At 68.9% G+C, this 20,982-nt stretch carries 22 protein-coding genes; 9 read left to right on the top strand and 13 right to left on the bottom strand.

All coding sequences use genetic code 11. The features are described 5' to 3' along the window. The first annotated feature begins 141 nt into the window (after nucleotides 1-141). On the top strand, nucleotides 142-984 hold the full coding sequence (locus tag H5395_RS11315) for an exonuclease domain-containing protein (RefSeq protein ID WP_182792675.1): 843 nt from the start codon (nucleotides 142-144) through the stop codon (nucleotides 982-984). 18 nt (nucleotides 985-1,002) lie between these two features. Here H5395_RS11315 and H5395_RS11310 read toward each other — a convergent pair whose 3' ends face one another. The 7 genes from H5395_RS11310 to H5395_RS11280 all read right to left on the bottom strand — a co-directional run bounded on the left by H5395_RS11310 (nucleotide 1,003) and on the right by H5395_RS11280 (nucleotide 4,487). After that, nucleotides 1,003-1,317 (bottom strand): modification methylase, encoded by a 315-nt coding sequence (locus H5395_RS11310; RefSeq protein ID WP_234450755.1) that lies wholly within the window; start codon nucleotides 1,315-1,317, stop codon nucleotides 1,003-1,005. A 31-nt stretch (nucleotides 1,318-1,348) separates the two neighbouring features. Continuing rightward, nucleotides 1,349-1,882, bottom strand: coding sequence for a lipocalin family protein (locus tag H5395_RS11305; protein ID WP_182792674.1), 534 nt, complete (start codon nucleotides 1,880-1,882; stop codon nucleotides 1,349-1,351). A 113-nt stretch (nucleotides 1,883-1,995) separates the two neighbouring features. After that, nucleotides 1,996-2,643, bottom strand: a complete 648-nt coding sequence (locus H5395_RS11300) for a pseudouridine synthase (protein ID WP_182792673.1) — start codon at nucleotides 2,641-2,643, stop codon at nucleotides 1,996-1,998. Between the two features lie 9 nt (nucleotides 2,644-2,652). Then, a complete protein-coding gene (locus H5395_RS11295) occupies nucleotides 2,653-3,279 on the bottom strand; it encodes a LysE family translocator (RefSeq protein ID WP_182792672.1) in 627 nt (208 codons plus the stop codon). After that, a complete protein-coding gene (locus H5395_RS11290) occupies nucleotides 3,276-3,665 on the bottom strand; it encodes a GFA family protein (RefSeq protein WP_182792671.1) in 390 nt (129 codons plus the stop codon). The genes H5395_RS11295 and H5395_RS11290 overlap by 4 nt, the downstream gene beginning before the upstream one ends. Beyond that, nucleotides 3,662-4,054 carry a GFA family protein gene (locus H5395_RS11285; protein ID WP_182792670.1) on the bottom strand — a complete coding sequence of 131 codons (393 nt, stop codon included), beginning with the start codon at nucleotides 4,052-4,054 and terminating at the stop codon, nucleotides 3,662-3,664. Before H5395_RS11285 ends, H5395_RS11290 begins: the two co-directional genes overlap by 4 nt. Further along, nucleotides 4,035-4,487 (bottom strand): GAF domain-containing protein, encoded by a 453-nt coding sequence (locus H5395_RS11280; RefSeq protein ID WP_182792690.1) that lies wholly within the window; start codon nucleotides 4,485-4,487, stop codon nucleotides 4,035-4,037. The genes H5395_RS11285 and H5395_RS11280 overlap by 20 nt, the downstream gene beginning before the upstream one ends. 111 nt (nucleotides 4,488-4,598) lie before the next feature. On the opposite strand from H5395_RS11280, the gene purH reads away from it, so the two are divergent. The 5 genes from purH (at nucleotide 4,599) to H5395_RS11255 (ending at nucleotide 10,644) form a co-directional block, all read left to right on the top strand. Continuing rightward, the gene (gene purH / locus H5395_RS11275; protein WP_182792669.1) at nucleotides 4,599-6,182 is read left to right on the top strand and encodes a bifunctional phosphoribosylaminoimidazolecarboxamide formyltransferase/IMP cyclohydrolase; all 1,584 of its coding nucleotides are present in this window, start codon (nucleotides 4,599-4,601) and stop codon (nucleotides 6,180-6,182) included. Then, on the top strand, nucleotides 6,182-6,865 hold the full coding sequence (gene lspA, locus H5395_RS11270) for a signal peptidase II (protein ID WP_182792668.1): 684 nt from the start codon (nucleotides 6,182-6,184) through the stop codon (nucleotides 6,863-6,865). The genes purH and lspA overlap by 1 nt, the downstream gene beginning before the upstream one ends. A 30-nt stretch (nucleotides 6,866-6,895) precedes the next feature. After that, nucleotides 6,896-7,411 (top strand): DUF3035 domain-containing protein, encoded by a 516-nt coding sequence (locus H5395_RS11265; RefSeq protein WP_182792667.1) that lies wholly within the window; start codon nucleotides 6,896-6,898, stop codon nucleotides 7,409-7,411. 282 nt (nucleotides 7,412-7,693) lie between these two features. Beyond that, complete coding sequence (locus H5395_RS11260; RefSeq protein WP_182792666.1) at nucleotides 7,694-9,346, top strand: pitrilysin family protein; 1,653 nt, start codon at nucleotides 7,694-7,696, stop codon at nucleotides 9,344-9,346. Beyond that, nucleotides 9,343-10,644 carry a pitrilysin family protein gene (locus tag H5395_RS11255; protein WP_182792665.1) on the top strand — a complete coding sequence of 434 codons (1,302 nt, stop codon included), beginning with the start codon at nucleotides 9,343-9,345 and terminating at the stop codon, nucleotides 10,642-10,644. The genes H5395_RS11260 and H5395_RS11255 overlap by 4 nt, the downstream gene beginning before the upstream one ends. Before the next feature lie 72 nt (nucleotides 10,645-10,716). On the opposite strand, the gene H5395_RS11250 is transcribed toward H5395_RS11255, so the two are convergent. Then, nucleotides 10,717-10,896 (bottom strand): hypothetical protein, encoded by a 180-nt coding sequence (locus H5395_RS11250; RefSeq protein ID WP_182792664.1) that lies wholly within the window; start codon nucleotides 10,894-10,896, stop codon nucleotides 10,717-10,719. Between the two features lie 138 nt (nucleotides 10,897-11,034). Between H5395_RS11250 and mutL the strand changes: the two genes are divergently transcribed. Continuing rightward, on the top strand, nucleotides 11,035-12,864 hold the full coding sequence (gene mutL / locus H5395_RS11245; protein WP_182792663.1) for a DNA mismatch repair endonuclease MutL: 1,830 nt from the start codon (nucleotides 11,035-11,037) through the stop codon (nucleotides 12,862-12,864). A 49-nt stretch (nucleotides 12,865-12,913) separates the two neighbouring features. Continuing rightward, nucleotides 12,914-13,261 carry a DUF3775 domain-containing protein gene (locus H5395_RS11240; RefSeq protein ID WP_182792662.1) on the top strand — a complete coding sequence of 116 codons (348 nt, stop codon included), beginning with the start codon at nucleotides 12,914-12,916 and terminating at the stop codon, nucleotides 13,259-13,261. 446 nt (nucleotides 13,262-13,707) lie between these two features. Here the strand turns inward: H5395_RS11240 and H5395_RS11235 are convergent, their stop codons facing one another. From H5395_RS11235 to H5395_RS11215, 5 genes are all read right to left on the bottom strand, one after another. Beyond that, complete coding sequence (locus tag H5395_RS11235) at nucleotides 13,708-14,895, bottom strand: PQQ-dependent sugar dehydrogenase (protein ID WP_182792661.1); 1,188 nt, start codon at nucleotides 14,893-14,895, stop codon at nucleotides 13,708-13,710. A 383-nt stretch (nucleotides 14,896-15,278) separates the two neighbouring features. Then, the gene (locus tag H5395_RS11230) at nucleotides 15,279-16,418 is read right to left on the bottom strand and encodes a saccharopine dehydrogenase C-terminal domain-containing protein (protein ID WP_182792660.1); all 1,140 of its coding nucleotides are present in this window, start codon (nucleotides 16,416-16,418) and stop codon (nucleotides 15,279-15,281) included. Next, nucleotides 16,415-17,476, bottom strand: coding sequence for a saccharopine dehydrogenase (locus H5395_RS11225; RefSeq protein WP_182792659.1), 1,062 nt, complete (start codon nucleotides 17,474-17,476; stop codon nucleotides 16,415-16,417). Before H5395_RS11225 ends, H5395_RS11230 begins: the two co-directional genes overlap by 4 nt. Nucleotides 17,477-17,537: 61 nt before the next feature. Then, nucleotides 17,538-18,368 carry an NlpC/P60 family protein gene (locus H5395_RS11220; RefSeq protein ID WP_182792658.1) on the bottom strand — a complete coding sequence of 277 codons (831 nt, stop codon included), beginning with the start codon at nucleotides 18,366-18,368 and terminating at the stop codon, nucleotides 17,538-17,540. After that, nucleotides 18,368-19,762: a M17 family metallopeptidase gene (locus H5395_RS11215; RefSeq protein ID WP_370576446.1), complete on the bottom strand. Its 1,395-nt coding sequence runs from the start codon at nucleotides 19,760-19,762 to the stop codon at nucleotides 18,368-18,370. The genes H5395_RS11220 and H5395_RS11215 overlap by 1 nt, the downstream gene beginning before the upstream one ends. A gap of 154 nt (nucleotides 19,763-19,916) precedes the next feature. Here H5395_RS11215 and H5395_RS11210 point away from each other — a divergent pair, with 154 nt between their 5' ends. Continuing rightward, nucleotides 19,917-20,939 (top strand): aspartate-semialdehyde dehydrogenase, encoded by a 1,023-nt coding sequence (locus H5395_RS11210; RefSeq protein ID WP_182792656.1) that lies wholly within the window; start codon nucleotides 19,917-19,919, stop codon nucleotides 20,937-20,939. Nucleotides 20,940-20,982 lie beyond the last annotated feature (43 nt).

Here is a 20,982-nt window from a genome sequence, read left to right as displayed (position 1 = left end):
CCCATCATTGTAGGATTTCCAGTTCGTCGTGCGGTAGCGGGTGGGTTCAGGCCTGGTCATGGCAGGCCCTTAACCCGCTGGACCACTCCAGTGAATCCTTCCGAGGGCAGAGTTCTGCAACAACGCCGTAGAGGAGGTCCTATGAAATTCGTTGTTGTTGACGTTGAAACCGCTAATCCGCGGATGAGCAGTATTTGCCAGATTGGCATTGTCACATTTGAAAATGGCGTTGAAGTTGACGCAGAGAGCCACCTTATCGACCCCCAAGACTACTTCGATCCCGTCAATGTAGCCATTCACGGGATTACGGCAGAAGCCGTGGCAGGCGCTCCCTCCATCCGAGACCTCCATGGTCGTCTTTGCGAACTCACCTCCGAAAACGTTGTAGCCTGTCACACGCATTTTGACCGGGTTGCTTTAGGCAGGGTCTGCGACCTCCATTCTCTCCCAGCACTATCATGCAAGTGGCTTGACACGGCTCGCGTTGCCCGGCGAGCCTGGACGCAGTTCTCGAAGTCTGGCTACGGACTCTCGAACCTAGCCAAACACTTCGACATAAACTTCCAACACCACGATGCCCTGCATGACACCCGCACAGCCGGACTGATCCTGTTGAGGGCCATTGAGGAAACAGGGCGTGATCCTGCCGAATGGATCCGCTTCTGCAACTACGTACCCAGCGATGCACCTATCCAGCGCGAGGGCGGCGAGGATGGACCTCTCACCGGTGAGAGCATCGTTTTCACCGGCGCACTGGAGATACTCCGCAAAGAAGCTGCTGACTTGGCTAGTGCCTCTGGAGCCGCCGTCGAGGCCAATGTGACGAAGGGCACGACGATCTTGGTCGTCGGAGACCAAGACCTTGACCGGCTTGCCGGGCACGGCAAAAGCACAAAGCACCGGAAAGCCGAGAATCTGATCGGAAGTGGGCAGGCTCTGCGCATCGTAGGTGAAGCGGACTTCATGAGGATGTGCGCCGTATAATATCGGGCAGTGGTGGGTCTATCGCACAAGTGCTGCCGTTATACTCGACGCACTCAGATTATCTTGCCCTGCCACCTCCAGCATCGTCGCGGCGTCGGTGTGGCCGCTGTTCCGCACCGACTGGAACGCCGTCTCGGCCTCATCGCCCCAGTGCCAGGTGTCGTCGAAAGCCTCGATCTGCGCCGCCGACTGGTCGCCGGTCGCGCTGCGGAACAGCACGTTGTAGCTGGCGTTGGAATTGAACGGCGGGTCCAGGTAGATCAGGTCCACCGACGCATCTGCGATATGGTCGCGCAGGACCGCCAGGTTGTCGCCGTAATACAGGTGGTTCAAAGCCGTCCTCTCGCGCCCAATTCGGGCGAGGCTAGCCGCCGTGACTGACCCGGATCAACCCCTCGACCGCGAAGCCCCGGTCCTGCGCGATCCCGACGAGCTGCCGGTAAAGCTCCTCCTCCATCCCCGGCTGGCGGGACAATATCCACAGGTAGCCGCGGTCCGGGCCAGAGATCATCGCCCACTGGTAGCCCTGATCCAGCGCAAAGACGTGGTAGCCGCCGGGAAAGCCGGGGAAGAAGCTGACGGCAAGGCTCGCCACATCCGGGTCGCCCTTGAAGCGGGCGGTGCCCTCGATGGACGTGCGGCGGCCGTTTTTCACGCCGCTGTTGACCACCCGCACGCTGCCGTCCCCGTTCAGCGCATAGTCGGCGGTCACGTCGCTCATGCCGCGCTCGAAGCGGTGGTCGAGGCGGGCGATCTCGTACCAGCGGCCCATGTAGAGCCGGGCGTCGAAGCCGGTGACAGGTGTGATGCCCTGCGGCACGCGGGTCATGATCGCGCGGGAACAGGCGGACAGGGCGGCAAGGGCGGCAAGCCCGGCGGCGATGGTGCGGATACGCATGGGTGAACCTCCGTCAGTCGGGGGTCCAACGCCCCGAGGGGGCGGAAGGGTTGCGTCTGCATCACCCGTGCATGGGATGTGCATCGGTTGTGCATGGCCCGTGCGTGGCGAAATCAGAAGGGCGGAGGCGCCGAGAAGCTCAGCGTCACGTTGCTGTCGGGATGCCGCAGCCGCAGCGCCTCGGCATGCAGCATCAGCCGCGGGTGGTCGGCGGCAGCGCCTTGGGCATACAGCGGATCGCCCAGGATGGGGTGGTTCAGGCTTGCCATGTGCACCCGCAACTGGTGGCTGCGCCCGGTCAGCGGGTAAAGCCGAACGCGGGTTTCGGCGTCGCTGGCGCGGATCACCCGCCAGTCGGTCTGCGCCGGGCGGCCCGTTTCGTGGTCCACCTTCTGCCGCGGCCGGTTCGGCCAGTCCACGATCAGCGGCAGGTCCACCCGGCCCTCCTTGGGTTCCAGCCTTCCCCAGAGCCTTGCAATGTAAGCCTTTTTCACCAACCGCCGCTCGAACTGCTGGCTGAGGTGCTTCTGGGCAAAGGGCGTCAGCCCGAAGACCATGATCCCCGAGGTGTCCAGGTCCAGCCGGTGCACCAGCAGCACGGTCGGAAAGGCACCGCGCAGCCGGTTGATGAGGCAGTCGGCCCGGTCCTCTCCCCTCCCCGGCACCGACAGCAGGCCGGCAGGCTTTTCCACGATCAGGATCTGGTCGTCGTGGTGGATCAGGCGGGGCTGTTCGGGGTTCGGCTGATAGACGAAGCTCATGGCCCCGGATTACCGGGCCACCAGCCGCACCGCCAGCCCCGCGAACATCACCGCGGCGATGCGGTTGAGGATGCCCAGCCGCCTCGCCAGCCGCATCCCCAGCCAACCCGCCGCGATCCCGTAAGCCATTGTTATCAATGCGCCTGTAAAGGCGAAGACCAGCCCGAGGCCCAGAAGCTGGTGCCAGATCGGCCCATGCGCGGGGCTGGTGAACTGCGGCAGGAAGGCCAGCAGGAACAGCACCGGCTTGGGGTTCAGCACGTTCGACAGCGCCCCCCGCCGGATCACGTCGCGCGAGCGCACCACGATCCGGGTAGAAGGGTCCGGCGCGGGCGCGGTCCAGGCCTTCCACGCCAGATACAGCAGGTAGCCCGCCCCGATCCACTTGATCGCCGACAGCGCCTCGGGGTGGGTGGCGATGACCGCGCCAAGGCCCAGCGTCGTCAGGGTGACGTGGAACAGCACGCCGATGCCGACGCCCAGGCCCGCCATGGCCCCGGCCCTCGGCCCGCCCTGGATGCCCGAGGCGGTGGCGAAGAACACGTCCTGCCCGGGCGCGGCGTTCAGCACCAGCCCGCCGGTGACAAAAGCCACAAGCTGCGCCGTGGGGATGTTGCCCAGCGTGTCCCAGATCATTGCCGTTCCTCCTGCGGCACGCCGTCCGCGATGTCGTAATAGTCGCCCTTGTCGCCGACCCAGATGTGGCGCTGCAGGCGCAGGCCCGTGGGCGGCTCGAGGCAGCCCAGCGCCACGTCGGTCTCGCCCCGCCCGAAGGCGCGCCAGAAGATGGAACTGCCGCAGGTGGCGCAGAAGCCCCGCTCGGCCTTGTCCGAGGATCGGAACCAGCGGACGTGATCCGCGCCCTCGATGGAAAGCCGGTCCTCGGGGACGGGGACGGCGGCCCAGACATGGCCCGACCAGCGCCGGCACTGGCTGCAGTGGCAGGCGGCGATGTCGTCCAGATCGCCCCGGATCGTGACCCGGATGGCGCCGCAGAGGCAGCGGGCGTGGCGCGTGGTCATGACTGCGCCTGCTGCGGCAAACCGTCGGTGATGTCGTAATAGTCGCCCTTGTCGGCCACGTAGATATGCCCTTCCAGCCGCAGCCCGGTTGGGGGGTCGATGACCCCGCCCGAGACCGCAACCCTGTCTTCCCCCAGCCTGCGCCAGAACAGGGATGATCCGCAGGTGGCGCAGAAGCCCCGTTCCGCCTTGTCCGACGACCGGAACCAGCGCAAGGGCTCTCCCGTGATGGCGGCATCGCGCAACTCGGCAGAGACCCAGACATGCCCGCTCCATCTGCGGCATTGGGAACAGTGGCAGGCGGTCGCCGGCTCGGCGGTCAGCCGTCCGGTGAAGCTGACGCCGCCGCAAAGGCAGGCGCCGCTGATCTCAGAGCCTTCCGAAGACATCCCGCATCATCCCTTCCAGCGCCGCCGCGTCGTCCTGATTGAACGCATCCGGCCGGTCGCTGTCTATATCCAGCACGCCGATCAGGCGGTCGTTTGCGCCGAAGACCGGCACCACGATCTCCGACCTGGTCGAGGAGGAGCAGGCGATATGGCCCGGGAAAGCCTCGACGTCGGGGACAAGCTGCGTCTGGTGGGTGCGGGCCGCGGCCCCGCAGACCCCGCGCGAGAAGGGGATCACCAGGCAGCCGTGGCCACCCTGATAGGGGCCGATCTTCAGCATCTCTGGCCCCGTAACGCGGTAGAAGCCGGTCCAGTCGAAGCGGTCGTCTGCATGGTGCAACTCGCAGGCGACAGTGGCCATGCACGCGATCTCGTCGGTTTCGCCCTCGGTCAGGGCACGGATTCGGGCGGAAAGGGCGGCGTAATCGGTCATGCGCGCCACGCTACAGCCGCGCCCTTCGGCGGAAAAGGGGCGGCGCGCTGGACTGTCGCGGTCCGTGACGCTAGGGACGGCGCGATTCCCTTGCCGCCGAAGGCCCGTCTCATGACCGACCGCATCGACCTGCGCCGCGCGCTGATCTCCGTTTCGGACAAGAAGGGGCTTGTCGGCTTCGCCCAAGCCTTGGCCGCGCGCGGGGTCGAGCTTCTGTCCACCGGCGGCACGGCACGGGCACTGCGCGAGGCCGGGCTGAAGGTGCGCGACGTGTCCGAACTCACCGGCTTCCCCGAGATGATGGACGGCCGCGTCAAGACGCTGCATCCGGCGGTCCACGGCGGGTTGCTGGCCCTGCGCGACAATGCGGATCACCGCGCCAGCATGGACGAACACGGGATTGCCCCGATCGACCTGCTGGTGGTCAACCTCTACCCCTTCGAGGAGACGGTGGCGAAGGGGTCCGCCTACGACGACTGCATCGAGAACATCGACATCGGTGGCCCGGCGATGATCCGCGCGGCGGCCAAGAACCACGCTTTTGTGACGACGGTCGTGGACGTGCAGGATTACGGCGCGGTGCTGGCCGAACTGGACGCCAACGGAGGCGCCACCACCCTGCCCTTCCGCAAGCGCATGGCGCAGACGGCCTATGCGCGGACGGCGGCCTATGACGCCGCCGTGTCCACTTGGATGGCGCAGGCCGTTGGCGAGGAGACCCCGCGCCGCCGCGCCTTTGCCGGTACGCTTGCCCAGCCCCTGCGTTATGGCGAGAACCCGCATCAGGCTGCTGCCTTCTACACCGACAGCTCGGCCCGCCCCGGCGTGGCGACCGCGCGCCAATGGCAGGGCAAGGAACTGTCCTACAACAACATCAACGACACCGACGCGGCCTTCGAGCTCGTGGCCGAGTTCACCGAAGGCCCCGCCGTCGCCATCATCAAGCACGCCAACCCCTGCGGCGTGGCCCGCGCCGAGACGCTGGAGGAAGCCTATCGCCGCGCCTTCGACTGCGACCGCACCTCGGCCTTCGGCGGCATCGTCGCGCTGAACGGCAGGCTGGACGCGGCCACGGCCCGCGCCATCACCGAGATCTTCACCGAGGTCGTCATTGCGCCGGATGCCGATGACGAGGCCCGTGCGATCTTCGCCGCGAAAAAGAACCTGCGCCTGCTGACCACCGGGGGCCTGCCCGACGCGCGTGCGGGCGGACTGACCTTCCGTCAGGTGGCGGGCGGCTTCCTGGTGCAGACGCGCGACACCGGCCATGTGACGCCTGCCGAGCTGCGCGTTGTCACCCAGCGACAGCCCAGCGAGGCCGAGCTTGCCGACCTCATGTTCGCTTGGACCGTCGCCAAGCACGTCAAGTCGAACGCCATCGTCTATGCCAAGGACCGCGCCACCGTCGGCATCGGCGCAGGCCAGATGAGCCGGGTCGATTCGACCCGCATCGGCCGTCGCAAGTCCGAGGACATGGCCGAAGCGCTGGGCCTTTCCGCCCCCCTGACCGAGGGCGCGGCGGTCGCATCCGACGCCTTCTTCCCCTTCGCCGACGGCATTGAGGCGCTGGCCGAGGCCGGCGCGCGGGCGGTGATCCAGCCCGGCGGGTCCATGCGCGACGAGGAAGTCATCGCGGCGGCCGATCGCGGCGGCCTCGCCATGGTCTTCACCGGACAGCGCCATTTCCGCCACTGATGACCGACACCGACGAACCCCAGCCGAAGAAGCCGCGCGCGAAGCTCGCCGCGCCGGAGAGCGACGCTGCGCCGAAGTCTACGCGTCCCGCAGGCACCGCGCCCAAGCGGCGGCGCAAGCCCGCGCCTCCGCCTCCGCCTCCGCCGACGCCGAAGGTCAGCCTCTGGTGGGCGGCGGGGACTGCGCTCGTGATCCTCGGGCTCGACCAATTGACGAAATGGATCGTCGTGCAGGCGCTGAACCTGGTCGAGGTGCAGGCCATCGACGTGATCGACCCCTGGCTGAACCTGCGGATGGCCTGGAACCAGGGGGTGAACTTCGGGCTGTTTTCCTCGGATGTCGAGGTGATGCGCTGGGTGCTGATCGGCATCGCGGTCGTCATCTGCGTCTGGGTGGCGGTCTGGCTGCTGCGCGCGCGGCCCGGAAAGCTGGCGCAGGTCGCGGCGGGGTTGCTGATCGGCGGGGCGCTGGGAAACGTGATCGACCGCGTGGTCTATGGCGCGGTCGCGGATTTCCTGAACATGTCGCTGCCCGGCTGGCGCAATCCCTACAGCTTCAACGTGGCCGACATCGCCATCTTCGCGGGGGCGCTCGGGCTGGTCTTCCAGCCGGGGCCGCCGTCCGGGCCGGAACCCGCCACGCCCCGCGACAAGGTCCGTGACGGCACGGGCAAGACGCGCTAGAACGGCGCCGACGCTTTCCAAGGTGGTGCCATGCGGGTTCTTCTGCTGACTCTCTCGGTTCTCGCGCTTGCGGCATGCGCGGGCGACGGCCGGCTGATGAACCTGACGGCCTCGGACGACGGACCCGAGGAATTCGCCATCGTCCCCACCCGGCCGCTGCAGATGCCGCCCGATCTGGCGCAGTTGCCTGCGCCTACGCCGGGCGGTGCCAACCTGACCGATCCGAACCCCGAAGGCGACGCCATCGCCGCACTGGGGGGAAATCCGGGCCATCTGGCGCAACAGGGCATCGGCGCGGGCGACGGGGCGCTGGTGGCCCATGCCGCGCGGGCGGGTGTGACGCAAGGCATCCGGCAGGTCACCGCCGCCGAGGACCAGGCAATCCGCGCCCGCCGCGGCCGCCGCCCGCTGGAGGTGCTGGCCGGCACCAACGTCTATCACCGCGCCTACGAGCCGCAGACGCTGGACAGCGAGGCCGAACTGGAACGCTGGCGCCGCACCGGCGTGCAGGTGCCGACGGCGCCGCCTGTGGCCGAAACGCGCTGAAGGGGTCTCGTCTTTCGGCCTCAAATATCCCGGGGGTCCGGGGGCAGCGCCCCCGCCTTCGGGGCTTTCCCTGATGTCACGGTCGCATCGGGGGGATTTCCACCCCCCATGAATGGGGCCAAGGCCCCATTCATCCCTCCGAGGATACTTGACGCCGAAAGACAGGACCTGGCCTTTCCGGTCATTCCCGGCTCGTTCACCACGGCTTGACCGGCGGCCGGCTTGCGCGCGCCGCGCCGAGCGGCCACCCTCTGTTCCGCACCCGCAACCGGAGGCCGCCTGATGCGCCGCACCCTTGCCTTCCTTCTCGCGACCGCCGCCACGCCCGCTCTGGCCGAGATGCCGCCCGGCATCAGCCATTTCACCTTGGACAATGGGCTTGAGGCCGTGGTGATCGAGGATCACCGCGCCCCCGTGGTCGTCCAGATGCTGTGGTACCGGATCGGATCGGCCGACGAGCAGCGGGGCAAGTCGGGCCTCGCGCATTACCTGGAACACCTGATGTTCAAGGGCACCGAGAAGCTTGCGCCCGGCGAGTTGTCGCGCACGGTCACCGCGAACGGCGGTCGCGACAACGCCTTCACCAGCTATGACTTCACCACCTATTTCCAGCGCATCGCCTCGGACCGGCTGGATCTGGTCATGGGGATGGAGGCCGACCGCATGGCGAACCTGCGGATCGGCGAGGACGACTGGCAGGCCGAGCGCCAGGTCGTGCTGGAGGAACGCGCCCAGCGCACCGACAGCGACCCCCGGGCCCTGTTCGGCGAGGAACGCGCGGCGGTGCAGTATTACAACCATCCCTACGGCCGCCCGGTGATCGGCTGGCGGCAGGAGATGGAGGCGCTGACCCGCGAGGATGCGCTGGAATGGTATGACAACCATTACGCGCCGAACGTGGCGGTGCTGGTCGTCGCGGGCGACGTGAGTGCCGACGAGGTGCGCGCGCTGGCCGAAAAGCACTATGGCCCGATCCCCCCCAAACCCGAGGCCCCGCGCGACGCGCGCCCGCAGGAGCCCGTGCAGCGGGCCGAGCGGCGCATGACCATGTCCGATCCGCGCGTGCCGCAGCCGGTCCTCAGCCGCAGCGTGATCGTCCCCGAACGCAACCCCGGCGACCAGAAGACCGCAGCCGCCTTGAGCGTGCTGGCCGAACTGCTGGCGGGCTCGGCCCAGACCTCGTTCCTGGGGCAGCGGCTGGTGCTGACGGGGCAGGCGCTGTGGGTTGGGGCGGGTTATGACGGGCTCAGCGTCGATCCCACGACTTTCTCGGTCTCGATGGCCTATGCGCCGGGGGGGGACGATGCGGCGGCGGAGGCCGCGCTGGAGGCGGGCATCCGCGATTTTCTGGCCGAGGGCCCGGACCCGGAGCAACTGGAACGCGTCAAGACGCAGTTGCGCGCGGCGCAGATCTACAAGCAGGACTCGGCACATGCCCGCGCCTATGACTATGGGCAGGGGCTTGCCGTCGGGCTGACGGTCGAGGACGTGAACGACTGGCCCGAGATCCTCGCCGCGGTGACGGCGGAGGATGTGCAGGCGGTGGCCCGGCTGGTGTTCGAGGACCGCGCCGAGGTCACGAGCCTGCTGAAGCCCGCAGATCCCGAGCAGATGGCGGGGGCAGAGATTGCCGCGGCTGCCACGGGCGCGGGCGCGGGCGCGGGCGAGTCGCCTGCAGATGGTGCTGGAATGCCAGCGGCATCCTCGGGCATGGCTGCAGAGACCGCGCCCGGCGCTGGCCCCTTGCCCGGTCCAACGGAAGCCGCAGCAGAGGCCCCAGCCGCCGCGTCCTCCTTGCCCGAAGAAGCCCCCTACCCCGACACTGCCGCCCCCGGCACCAATACGCCGGCGCCCATGCCCGCCGACACGCCGCACCCGGCGCAACCGGCGCCCGCCTCGCCCCAGCCCGCGCCGACCGAGGAGCAGACCCGATGATCCGCAGCTTCCTTTCCGCGCTGACTCTTGCGCTGCTCGCGGCCCTTCCCGCCCGCGCCATCGACATCCAGGAGATCACCTCTCCGGGCGGGATCACCGCCTGGCTGGTCGAGGACAACACGATCCCCTTTGTCGCCGTCGAGATCGCCTTCCGGGGCGGCGCCTCGGTCGATGCCCCCGGCAAGCGCGGCGCGGTCAACCTGATGACCGCCTTGCTGGAGGAAGGCGCGGGCGAACGCGACGCCGTGGCCTTCGCCGAAGCGATGGAGGAGCTTGCGGCCTCGGCCAGCTTCGACGCCTCGGACGACGCGGTCAGCGTGGGTCTGCGCACCCTGACGGAGAACCGCGACGCCGCCGCCGACCTGCTGGCCGATGCGCTGGCCCGCCCCCGCTTTGACCCCGACGCCATCGAGCGGGTGCGCGCCCAGGCGCAATCGCTGATCCGGGCGCAGGACAGCGACCCCAATGCCATCGCCTCGAAAGAGATGGCCCGGCAGACCTGGGGTGACCACCCTTATGGCACCGTCCTGACCGGCACTGCCGAATCGGTCGCAGCCCTGACCCGTGACGACCTTGTCGCTGCCAAGGACCGGGTGCTGGCCCGCGACCGGGTGCTGGTCTCGGCCGCCGGCGACATCGACGCAGCGGCGCTGGGGCTGCTGATCGACCGCATCCTCGGCGATCTTCCGGCCGAGGCGAGTGCACCGCTGCCGCCCGAGCCGGAACTGCTGCTGACGGGTGAGACCACGGTCATCGACTGGAACAGCCCGCAGACAGTGGTCAGCTTCGCGCAACGCGGGCTGCCGATGGATCACCCCGATTACTTCGCCGCCTTCGTGCTGAACCACATCCTCGGCGGCGGCGGCTTCTCGTCCCGGCTGATGGAGGAGATCCGCGAAAAGCGCGGTCTGACCTATGGCGTCGGCACCGGCCTTGCCAACATGGTGCTGGGCGAGACATGGGCCGGCGGCATGGCCACGGCGAACGCCCGCACGGGCGAGGCGGTGGCGCTGGTGCGCGCGGTCTGGCAGGGTATCCGCGACGGCGTGACCGAGCAGGAACTGACCGACGCCAAGACATACCTCACCGGCGAATATGCCCTGCGGTTCGACGGCAATGGGCGGATCACAGGCATCCTGTCGGGGATGCAATTGATGGGGATGCCCCGCGACTATGTGAACACCCGGAACGAGAAGATCGCCGCTGTCACCGCCGAGGATGTCCGCCGCGTCGCGCAGGAGGTGCTGGACCCCGAGGGGCTGGAATTCGTGCTGGTGGGCCGCCCCGAGGGGATGTGAACGCCGGTATGGGCCATGCAGAAAGGCGCAGGGACTGACCCTGCGCCTTTTTGTTGGAATGCCGGGCGGGGATCAGGGATTGACCTGAACCGCCCCCGACCCGCCCAGGGCCGCCCCGGCCACGGCGCCCACGGGGCCGCCCACGACCGCCCCGGTCGCGGCGCCGGTGGTGGCGCGGGTGGCGGTGTTCGGCCCGCAGGCGGCGACGGTCAGGGTGGCGGCGGCCAGCAGCATCGCGGTCATCGTCTTCATGGCAGTCTCCTGTCAGATCATGTTCAAGAAAGTGAGATCGGGAAATCAAGCCATTCGGGGGCGTTGCGGTTCCAGAATAATCCGGGCGCGGGGGCGAAACGTTTACGCCCGGCTCCGGGGGCTGCTATATCCGGGGCGATGACGCGCCCTGACCCCCGCATCCCTCCGGTGATCCGCCAGCTCGACGAAGCCACCGCCAACCGCATCGCGGCGGGCGAGGTGGTGGAACGCCCGGCCTCGGCGGTGAAGGAGCTGGTCGAGAACGCGCTGGATGCGGGCGCGACCCGGATCGCCATCGCCATCGCGGGGGGCGGCAAGCGGCTGGTCCGGGTGACGGACGACGGCTGCGGCATGGCCGCCGGGGACCTGCCGCTGGCGCTGGCCCGCCATGCCACGTCCAAGATCGACGGATCGGACCTGCTGGACATCCGCAGCTTCGGCTTCCGGGGCGAGGCGCTGCCGAGCCTCGGCGCCGTGGGCCGCCTGACAATCACCAGCCGCGCCGAAGGCCACGAGGCCGCGCGCATCGCGGTCGAGGGCGGCCGGATCGAGCCTGCCCGCCCCGCCGCCGCCAACCGCGGCACGGCCGTGGAACTGCGCGACCTGTTCTTCGCCACGCCCGCCCGGCTGCGCTTCCTGCGGACCGACCGGGCCGAGACGCAGGCCATCGCCGAGACCGTCCGCCGCCTTGCCATGGCCGAGCCGTCGGTCGCCTTCACCCTCAGCGACGAGGATGAGGGCCGCGTGCTGTTTCGCGCCGATGCCGAGCAGGGCGACCTGTTCGACGCCCTGTCCGCCCGCATCGGCCGCGTCATGGGCCGCGAGTTCATCGAGAACGCCATCCCGCTGGACGCCGAGCGCGACGGGCTGCGCCTGACCGGCCTTGCCGCCCTGCCCACCTATTCGCGGGGCGCGGCAGTGGCGCAGCATCTTTATGTCAACGGCCGCCCGGTGCGGGACAAGCTGCTGACCGGGGCGCTGCGAGCGGGCTATTTCGACGTTCTCCCTCAAGGCCGGCACCCGGCGGCAGTGCTGTTCGTCCATTGCGACCCGCAGGGCGTCGACGTGAACGTCCATCCGGCCAAGGCCGAGGTCCGCTTCCGCGAACCGGATGCCGCCCGCGGGCTGGTCGTCGCCTCTCTGCGCCACGCGCTGGCGGGGGCGGGGCACCGCGCCTCCTCGACCGGCGGGGCGGCCACGCTGGCAGCGATGCGGCCCGGAACGCCTTTCTTCCGGCGCGACCCGCCGCCGTCTTCGGCTGCTGTCGCCACCGCCCATGCCGCGCAGGCGCCGCTGGTGCCTGTTGCGGCCGCCCCGCCCCAGGGCTTCGCCGAAACCGCCACGGCCGCCTTTCCCGCTGCCGCGCGGGTCGAACCCGGGACCGAGGCGTCTGACGCGCCCCTTGGCGCGGCCCGGGCGCAACTGCACGGCAATTGGATCGTGGCGCAGAGCCGCGACGGCATCGTGATCGTGGACCAGCACGCCGCCCACGAGCGGCTGGTCTATGAACGGCTCAAGTCGCAGGCGGCGGGGGCGCGGGTGCCGTCGCAGGCGCTGCTGATCCCGGCCATCGTGGATCTTGGCGCCGATGCCGAGCGGGTGCTGGCGGCGTCCCCCGATCTGGACCGGCTGGGACTCGTGATCGAGCCCTTCGGCCCCGGCTGCGTCGCGGTGCGCAAACTGCCCGCCGCGCTGGGGCAGGCGGATGCCACGGCGCTGTTGCGCGACATTGCCGACGACCTGGCGGAACAGGGCGCCTCGGACCGGCTGCAGGGGCGACTGGACGCGGTGCTGTCGTCCATGGCCTGCCACGGCTCGGTCAGATCGGGCCGCAGCCTGACGGGCGAGGAGATGAACGCCCTGCTGCGCGAGATGGAAAGGACGCCGCGTTCCGGCCAGTGCAACCACGGGCGCCCGACCTGGGTGGAGCTGAAGCTTTCGGACATCGAGCGGCTGTTCGGGCGCTGATTGACGCGGCCCCGCCTGCGGGCGAGAACCGGGGAAAAGGGGAAGTGCCATGCTGGAACTCGGCGCCGACAAGATCGCCTTCGTCATCCTCCGCGCCCGCGACTATGACCACGGGCCGGACGGGCGCGGCGGCCGCAACGCCTTCGAGCTGCGCGACTTCATCGCTGACCTGACCGAGGACGAGCAGGCGGAACTCACCGCCGTCATGTGGATCGGCCGCGGCACCTTCGACGCGGATGACCTCGAGGAAGCGATCTCGACCGCCAAGGCGGAAAAGACCACGCCCACCGAGGACTACCTGATGGGCGAGCCGCATCTGGCCGACCATCTGGAAGCCGGTATGGAGGCGCTCGGCCTGACCCCCGGCGCGGAAGAGGACGATCTGCTGCGGGGGTGAGGCGGGTCCGCGCTGCCCGAAGGACACCCGATCTGCCGCCAGCCTTGATCCGTAACGGATCAAGGCCTGCACAGTCTGCGAAGGGGCCGTTGCAGCGCAGGGTTCGACCCCATTCATGCAGGAGACCCGCAAACGCGAAAATCGCTTGGTCGGCTCGCCGCGGGGTTCGCCGGCATGTCATCGGTAGGCGAGGTCGAACCTGCCCCTGCAACGCCGCCGTGGAAACCCGGCCGTGGCGCCGGGCCGGCATCAACCTGCCTGGCAGCGGCAAGACCGATGAAGCCGTGCCAATGATGGCATGACTTCATCGGTCTTTCGCACAGGAAGCCAAGGTCATCCGCGCGGCAGGCAACCACATGCGGCGCGATGACGGGGTGGTTCACTGCAGGGAACCCGGCGACGACGGCAGGGTGAGGCTATCCCTCACCATGCCCCGGCCCTTGAGATCACTCGCGCGTCACCCGCACCAATTCCCCATCCGGCTTGTCGGTCAGCAGCATGACCGCGCCATCGGCGGCCAGATCCACGTCGCGCACCCGGCCGATGCCCTGCAGGTGCCGTCCTTCCCCCGCGACCCGGTCGCCGTCCAGTTGCAGTCGCACCAGCCCGTGATCGCCCTGCATCGCGCCGGTGAGAATCTGCCCCTGCCATTCCGGGAACATCTCGCCCCGGTAGAAGACCATGCCCGAGGGGGCGATTACCGGGTCCCAGTAATAGAGCGGCTGCTCCATCCCGTCCGCCTGGGTGATGCCGTCGTTGATCGGCTCGTCCTGGTAAGAGACGCCGTAGGTGATGACCGGCCAGCCATAGTTCTTGCCGGCCTCGATGCGGTTCAGCTCGTCCCCACCCTTCGGCCCATGCTCGATGGTCCAAAGCTGGCCGCTGTCGTCCAGCGCCGCCGCCTGCACGTTCCGCAACCCCTTGGCCCAGATTTCGGGCAGGCCGAGGTCGGGGTTTCCCTCGGCCGGCTCGCCGGTCATGGCGTCGATGCGCAGCAGCTTGCCCAGGTGGTTGTCGTCCTGCTGCGCGCTGTCGCGGATCGGCACGTCGGACCGTTCGCCCAAGGTCACGAACAGGTTGCCCTGCCCGTCCAGAAGCAGCCGACTGCCGAAATGCTTGTCGCCGTCATAGACCGGCACCTGCGCGAAGATTGGCTGGACGTTTTCCAGCGTGGCGTTGTCCTGCGACAGCGTGGCGGTGGCGACCACCGTGTGGTTGCCGCCCTCGGCGGGGGCCGCATAGCTGATCCACAACCTGCGCGTTTCGGCGAAATCGGGGGCGATCAGCACGTCCAGAAGCCCGCCCTGCCCGCCGGCCGAGATTTCGGGCAAGCCACCGATGGGGTCGGACAACGCGCCCTCGGCGGAAACGATCCGCAGCCGGCCCGGCCGCTCGGTCACCAGCCAGCCGCCGTCGGGCAGTTGCGCCATGCCCCAGGGATGTTCCAGCCCGTCGGTGATCACGGTGGTTTCCAGCGCGATGTCGTCGGCCAGCACGGGCGCGCGTGTCTGCCCCTCAAAAGCCGGGGTCTGGTCGGGCGCATTCGGCGGCGCGGCGTTGAAATCCTGGGCCGCGGCGGCGACGGGCAGGGCGAACAGCGCGGCAAGCGCCGCGGTCGAGCGGAGGAATGGCATGGGCAACTCCCTTGTGTCTGCCCTGCAAACCGGAGAACGGCGGATTTGTTCCGGCGTCTGACCGAAGCGTGAAGACAGAGGGTGCCGCCCCTGCATCCACAAGGGACGCCGTTCCCGGCGTCGCTGGAGGGAACGGGCTGCTGCCCCATCCGCTTTCGGAAACTTTTGCGACGGAAAATGGCTCGGGGGCGCTTGAGCAGGGCGCGCCGTGACGCAGAGCCGTGCAATCACCGGGAAGGACGGCCGATCGGCTCAGGAGGCGGAGTGGAGGCGCCTCAAGGATTGACCGGCACCGGGCGCGCCGGCAGGGGCAGGCGGCCGGGCCAGCCTGCACGGGCGATCCATGCCGCGCAAGCTGGCCGGGAACGACCAGGGCTGCGGCCTCAGGCCTTCAGATGATCCACCTTCGCCATGTGGTCGGCGATCTCGCCCGTCTCGACCAGCCAGCGGCCGATCAGGTCGGGATCGTCGGGGGCGGCGTGGACTCCGGCAGGGAAGGCGCCCGCCAGCACCGCCTCGACCGCCAGCGCGACCGGGATCGAGACGAGCTGCGCCATCGCGGTGCCGTTCTTGTCGCCCTGCGCGTCCAGCACCCATTCCTTGTCGAACACAGCCTCGTTCCCCCGCATCGCGGCAAGACGGACGAACAGCACGACGCGGTCGGGCTCGCCCTCGGCATAGGCGTGCCGGGACCAGAACTCGTCGGCCATCTCGCGCAGGCGGGCGTCGCCTTCCGGACCGGCTAGGCCCTCGACCTCAGCGAAGACATCGGACCAGGCCTCGGACCAGCCCTTCAGGCGGATGGTTCCGCGCACGAAATCCCGGATCTCCCAACCGGGATCGAAGCCATACTGGCCGATGAAGGCGGTGGAATCGCGGTTCGGATAAACCTCGAAATGCTCGGGCACCGGCAGCGGCGCCTCGTAGGGCTCGATCGCGTGCCAGGGGCGTTCAACCTTCCGCTCCTCGCCGTCGCGGATCGACAGCGAGGGCGATCGCAGCGCCCGCAGAACGCCCAAGGGCGACCATGAGAACTTGTAGCGGAACGGGTTCGGGTGCCGGGGGATGCCGCCGCAATAGCTGGTAAAGCTGATCCGGTCGCCGGGCCGGGCCACATGGCGGTAGTCGGCGACCAGCTCATGCGCCATCAGGTGGTCGATGCCGGGGTCCAGCCCGACCTCGTTCACCAGCGCCACGCCCGCGTCCATCGCCGCCTGCTCCAGCGCCGCCATCTCGGGCGAGATGTAGGAGGAGCTGACGAAATGCGCCTTTTTTTCGATGCAGATGCGGGCCACGACCGGGTGCTGGTCGGCGGGCAGCATGGACACCACCACGTCGCCGGGCTGGACGGCCGACGCCAGCGCCTGCGAGGTGTATTCGCGGATGTCGGTGGCCAGGTCGCCCACGGCCTCGCGGGCCTTTTCGACCGTGCGGTTCCAGACGGCGACAGGGACCTTGCCCTTCAGCAGCCGACGCAGGCCGGGGATCGAGGAAAGTCCGGTTCCGACCCAGTGGATCGTCATGGCGCAAGCCCTTTCAGATGGGTGTCACAGATATCGGCGGCGCGGCCCCAGGCGCCGGTGTCGATGGCGTCGAGCGCCCGCAGCACCGGCAGCAGTTGCGCCGCATAGTCAAGGCTCGATTCCCGCGGCAGCATCGAGGGCAGGTTGTCGATGGCCATGACGTCGAGGGCTGGGTTCTCGGCCACGCGCAGGACGGGGGCGCCCCATGTCGTGGTGCGGTCATAGACGCGGACCGGGTTGAACTCGCTTGTGGGGTCGCAGGCGATGTCGCCGATCACGGTCAGGGCGCGACCGGGATTCACGGCGCTTTCGGGGACGAAGACCGGGCAGCCGGGCTGGGCGAGGATGCAGTTGAGGAAGACCTCGTGCAGCAGGATTTCCGGGAAGGGGCCGCCGTCTGCGGTTTCGGCCATGTCCCATTTCGTGACGCGCACGCCCACCTCGGCACACAGGTCGGCAGCCCCGCTGCCCACGCGGCCTTTCGCGCCGATGACGATGGCGCGGGGGCGGGCATGGCCGGTGCCGTCCAGTTCCGCCCGCAGCGCCGCAGTCAGCGCGTCCTTGTGGGGCCAGGTGCGGACGGGCGCGCAGATGCCGCCCCGCTGTTGCGCGGCCCAGGCCTTCAGGGATACCGCGGCACCCGCATAGCCCGCCCAGTAGCCGAAGGCCGCAAGGCGGCGACCCTTGTCGTCCAGCAGGTATTCAAGATCGTAAAGCCGCCCGCCGCCGTCGCGGAAGCGGCGCAGCAGCACCTGCCCCGAGGGCTGGCCCTTGAAGGCATGGCCGAACATGATGTGGCGGTGCATCAGGGGGCTGCCGTCCCCGGGGAGTTCCTTGAGGCCGAAGATGATGGCGTCCACGGGCGCCTCGGGCCACGATCCTTCCGGCGCGATCGAGGCGCCGGCGGCGCGATAGTCGGCGGTCGGGATCACGCGGCGGGGGCTGTCTTCCACGGTGACGCGGAAGCCGCGGCGGATCAGGTCGCGCACGCCCTCGGGGGTGATGCCGACCCTGTCCTCGTTGGGGCGGCTTTCCGCCCGGACCCACAGATGCACCATCAGACCCCTCCTCCTGCTGCCGATGGTCCGCAACGTGTCATTCGGCAATGCTGCGCGACAGTTACGGAAAGGCGATGCGGTCGTCCAGACGCGGACGGCGCGCGCCGAGGAAGGGGCCGTCGCCGGCGGCGGCGATGCGGGCGATGGCGGCGGCGATGTTTTCGGTGATGACGGACATTGTCCATGCGGTGGCGTGGATCATTGTCGTTTCGTCCAGTGCCATTGCGACATGGCCCGGCCAGAACAGCAGGTCACCGCGCTGGATGTTGTCCGCGACGGGGAAGGCGTTGCGCTGAAGGTCGCTGTCGCCGGGACAGGCGATCCCCGCCCCATGCAGAGCCGCCTGCGCCAGCCCCGAGCAGTCGATGCCCCCCCGGCTGTTCCCACCCCAGAGATAGGGCGTGCCGAGAAGGCGCAGCGCGACCTGGGCCGGGTCCTCGGCGGGGCGCTCCGAGATATGCTGGATCGGCACGAACAGTCCGTCCGCCAGTTGTGCAAAGCGGCCCTCGGTTGCCGTGACCGACAGGCGCGCGCCCATGGGCAGGCTGCCCCGCTCGGGCTGCTTGAAGTCGGGCGCGGGGTAAAGATGCGTGGCCGGTGCCGTCACGCGATGGGTGATCGGGGGCATGTCCGCCGTCAAAGCGAAAAGGGTCACCCAGCCGCAATAGCCGTCCGCCACCGCCTGCACGAAGCCCCAGCCGTCGCGCTCCTCGATCAGCGTCACATCCGCGCCGTGCAGAAGCTGGCGGTCCCTTGCGCCTCCGGGTGCGCGCAGCAGGTCGGCCACGGGCGCGGCCAGCCGCATCGGGCGGCCATCCGTGACCTCATCCCGCGCGATCCCCGATCCACGCAGCGCCACGCGGTCGGTCGCCGGAGTCAAGCGGCGATCCATCAGGCGATCTTCGGCAGCGCGTGCAGGATCGCCCGCATCCCCTGCCCCACGCCGCCCTTGGGCCGCCCCGGCGCGGCCGAGGGCTGCCAGCCGTAGATGTCGAAATGCGCGTAGGCCCCCGCGCCTTCGGTGAAGCGGCGCAGGAACAGCGCGGCGGTGATCGCGCCCGCGAAGCCTCCGCCCGGCGCATTGTCGAGGTCTGCGATGGCAGGCTCGATCATGGCCTCGTAAGGCTCCCAGAAGGGCATCCGCCAGATGGGGTCGGCGTGGTCGCGGCCCGCCTGATAGAGTGCATCCGCCACCGCCTCGTCGTCGCAGAAGAAGGGCGGCAGGTCCGGGCCCAGCGCCACCCGCGCGGCCCCCGTCAGCGTCGCCATGGACAGCAGCAGGCGCGGGCTGTCCTCGGCGGCATAAGCCAGCGCATCGGCGAGGATCAGACGGCCCTCGGCGTCGGTGTTGTTGACCTCGACCGTCAGGCCCTTGCGGCTGGTCAGCACGTCGCCCGGGCGGAAGCTGTCGCTCGCAACGGAGTTCTCCACCGCGGGGACCAGCACCCGCAGCCCGCCCGCGCGACCCAAGCGTGCCAGCGTCTCGGCCAGCCCCAGCACGTTCGCGGCCCCGCCCATGTCCTTCTTCATGATGAGCATCGAGGCCGAGGGCTTGATGTCCAAACCCCCGGTGTCGAAGCAGACCCCCTTGCCGACCAGCGTGACCGCAGGCCCCTCGCCCGGAAAGCGCAGGTCGATCAGTCGCGGGGCGCGGCCCGGCCCGGCAGCGCGACCCACGGCGTGGATCATGGGGAAGCCTTCGGCCAGCGCCTCGCCCTGGGTCACCTCGACGGATGCGCCGTGCCGGGCGGCCAAGTCACGGGCGGCGGCTTCCAGATCGGCCGGGCCCATGTCGGATGCGGGCGTGTTGATGAGGTCGCGCGCCAGGTATTCGCCGGCGGCCATCGCCAGCACGGCCTCGCGGTCCACGCCCTCGGGGCAGACCAGCCGCCCCTTGGGCGGCTCGGCCTTCTTGTAGCGGCCGAAGCGGTACTGCGCGAAAAGCCAGCCGAGCGCCCCATGCGTCAGGTCATAGTTCTCCGGCACGCTCTCGAGATGCCACGTCCCTTCGGGCAGCCCCTCGGCGGCGCGAGCCAGCGTGAAGCGCTCGCGCGCAGGGCGGTCGGCGGGCGTGGCGGGCTTGCCGATCCCGAACAGCGCGCCCGCGACCCCGCCCTCGCCCGGCAGCAGGCAGATCTGGCCCGGCTTCCCAGCGAAGCCCGAAGCCGTCGCGAAGGCGGACTCCACACCCTCGGGCCAGACCGGCCCTTCGTCACCCTGGGCGACCAGCCACAGGGGACGGCTTTCGGCATCGGCGGGGGCGAACTCGGGCTCAGTCATCGGCATCTCCTGTCCTGCCGGACAGTTTCTGCGGCTATCCGGGCCGGAAAGAAAGACCGGCGGCTTCTTTCTGGCCCAAATACCCATTCCGGCCTCGCAGCCTTCACTTCGCCCGCATTATCAGCTATGCCCCGCCGTCTTGTTCGTGAAAGGGACGTCGATGGGTTACAAGATCGTCGTCGCGGGGGCCACGGGGAACGTGGGCCGCGAAATGCTGAGCATCCTGGCCGAGCGCCAGTTTCCTGCCGATGAGGTGGTGGCTCTGGCCTCGCGCCGGAGCCTTGGCACCGAGGTCAGTTTCGGCGACAGGACCCTGAAGACCAAGGACATCGAGGGCTTCGACTTTTCCGGCTACGACATGGCGCTGTTTGCCATCGGGTCCGAGGCCACGAAGAAATACGCCCCCATCGCGGCCAGCCAGGGCTGCGTGGTGATCGACAATTCGTCCTTGTATCGTTACGACCCCGCGATTCCGCTGATCGTGCCCGAGGTGAACGCCGACGCGATCGAGGGTTACCGCAACAAGATGATCATCGCGAACCCCAACTGCTCGACCGCCCAGATGGTGGTGGCGCTGAAGCCGCTGCATGACCGGGCGCGGATCAGGCGGGTGGTGGTGTCCACCTACCAGTCGGTGTCGGGCGCGGGCAAGGACGGCATGGACGAGCTCTGGTCCCAGACCAAGGGGATGTATGTCCCGGGGCAAGAGGTCGCGCCGAAGAAGTTCCAGCGCCAGATCGCTTTCAACGTCATTCCCCAGATCGACGTCTTCATGGAGGACGGCCAGACGAAAGAGGAATGGAAGATGGTCGCCGAAACCAAGAAGATCATGGACCCGTCGATCAAGGTCACGGCGACCTGCGTGCGTGTCCCGGTCTTCGTCGGCCATTCGGAATCGATCAACATCGAGTTCGAGGATTTCCTGGACGAGGACGAGGCCCGCGACATCCTGCGCGAGGCGCCGGGCGTGCTGGTCATCGACAAGCGCGAACCTGGCGGCTACGTTACCCCGGTCGAATCCGCGGGCGAGGACGCGACCTACATCAGCCGCATCCGCCAGGACCAGACGGTCGAAAACGGCCTGAACCTGTGGTGCGTCAGCGACAACCTGCGCAAGGGCGCGGCCTTGAACGCCGTCCAGATCGCCGAACTGCTGGGCAACCGCATCCTGAAGAAAGGATAAGGGACTTCCGCGAACGGTCCGGTGGACTGTTCGCAAAGGGCGG

Origin of the sequence: Paracoccus sp. MC1854 (assembly GCF_014164635.1) — a bacterium.
Classification (GTDB): domain Bacteria; phylum Pseudomonadota; class Alphaproteobacteria; order Rhodobacterales; family Rhodobacteraceae; genus Paracoccus.
This window is presented reverse-complemented; position numbering and strand designations above follow the sequence as displayed.

Bases quoted from the DNA above. Each gene is read 5' to 3' on its own strand.
- H5395_RS11315 (WP_182792675.1), top strand. From the start codon at position 142: ATGAAATTCGTTGTTGTTGACGTTGAAACCGCTAATCCGCGGATGAGC.
- H5395_RS11305 (WP_182792674.1), bottom strand. From the start codon at position 1,882: ATGCGTATCCGCACCATCGCCGCCGGGCTTGCCGCCCTTGCCGCCCTG.
- H5395_RS11300 (WP_182792673.1), bottom strand. From the start codon at position 2,643: ATGAGCTTCGTCTATCAGCCGAACCCCGAACAGCCCCGCCTGATCCAC.
- H5395_RS11295 (WP_182792672.1), bottom strand. From the start codon at position 3,279: ATGATCTGGGACACGCTGGGCAACATCCCCACGGCGCAGCTTGTGGCT.
- H5395_RS11290 (WP_182792671.1), bottom strand. From the start codon at position 3,665: ATGACCACGCGCCACGCCCGCTGCCTCTGCGGCGCCATCCGGGTCACG.
- H5395_RS11285 (WP_182792670.1), bottom strand. From the start codon at position 4,054: ATGTCTTCGGAAGGCTCTGAGATCAGCGGCGCCTGCCTTTGCGGCGGC.
- H5395_RS11280 (WP_182792690.1), bottom strand. From the start codon at position 4,487: ATGACCGATTACGCCGCCCTTTCCGCCCGAATCCGTGCCCTGACCGAG.
- purH (WP_182792669.1), top strand. From the start codon at position 4,599: ATGACCGACCGCATCGACCTGCGCCGCGCGCTGATCTCCGTTTCGGAC.
- lspA (WP_182792668.1), top strand. From the start codon at position 6,182: ATGACCGACACCGACGAACCCCAGCCGAAGAAGCCGCGCGCGAAGCTC.
- H5395_RS11265 (WP_182792667.1), top strand. From the start codon at position 6,896: ATGCGGGTTCTTCTGCTGACTCTCTCGGTTCTCGCGCTTGCGGCATGC.
- H5395_RS11260 (WP_182792666.1), top strand. From the start codon at position 7,694: ATGCGCCGCACCCTTGCCTTCCTTCTCGCGACCGCCGCCACGCCCGCT.
- H5395_RS11255 (WP_182792665.1), top strand. From the start codon at position 9,343: ATGATCCGCAGCTTCCTTTCCGCGCTGACTCTTGCGCTGCTCGCGGCC.
- H5395_RS11250 (WP_182792664.1), bottom strand. From the start codon at position 10,896: ATGAAGACGATGACCGCGATGCTGCTGGCCGCCGCCACCCTGACCGTC.
- mutL (WP_182792663.1), top strand. From the start codon at position 11,035: ATGACGCGCCCTGACCCCCGCATCCCTCCGGTGATCCGCCAGCTCGAC.
- H5395_RS11240 (WP_182792662.1), top strand. From the start codon at position 12,914: ATGCTGGAACTCGGCGCCGACAAGATCGCCTTCGTCATCCTCCGCGCC.
- H5395_RS11235 (WP_182792661.1), bottom strand. From the start codon at position 14,895: ATGCCATTCCTCCGCTCGACCGCGGCGCTTGCCGCGCTGTTCGCCCTG.
- H5395_RS11230 (WP_182792660.1), bottom strand. From the start codon at position 16,418: ATGACGATCCACTGGGTCGGAACCGGACTTTCCTCGATCCCCGGCCTG.
- H5395_RS11225 (WP_182792659.1), bottom strand. From the start codon at position 17,476: ATGGTGCATCTGTGGGTCCGGGCGGAAAGCCGCCCCAACGAGGACAGG.
- H5395_RS11220 (WP_182792658.1), bottom strand. From the start codon at position 18,368: ATGGATCGCCGCTTGACTCCGGCGACCGACCGCGTGGCGCTGCGTGGA.
- H5395_RS11215 (WP_370576446.1), bottom strand. From the start codon at position 19,762: ATGCCGATGACTGAGCCCGAGTTCGCCCCCGCCGATGCCGAAAGCCGT.
- H5395_RS11210 (WP_182792656.1), top strand. From the start codon at position 19,917: ATGGGTTACAAGATCGTCGTCGCGGGGGCCACGGGGAACGTGGGCCGC.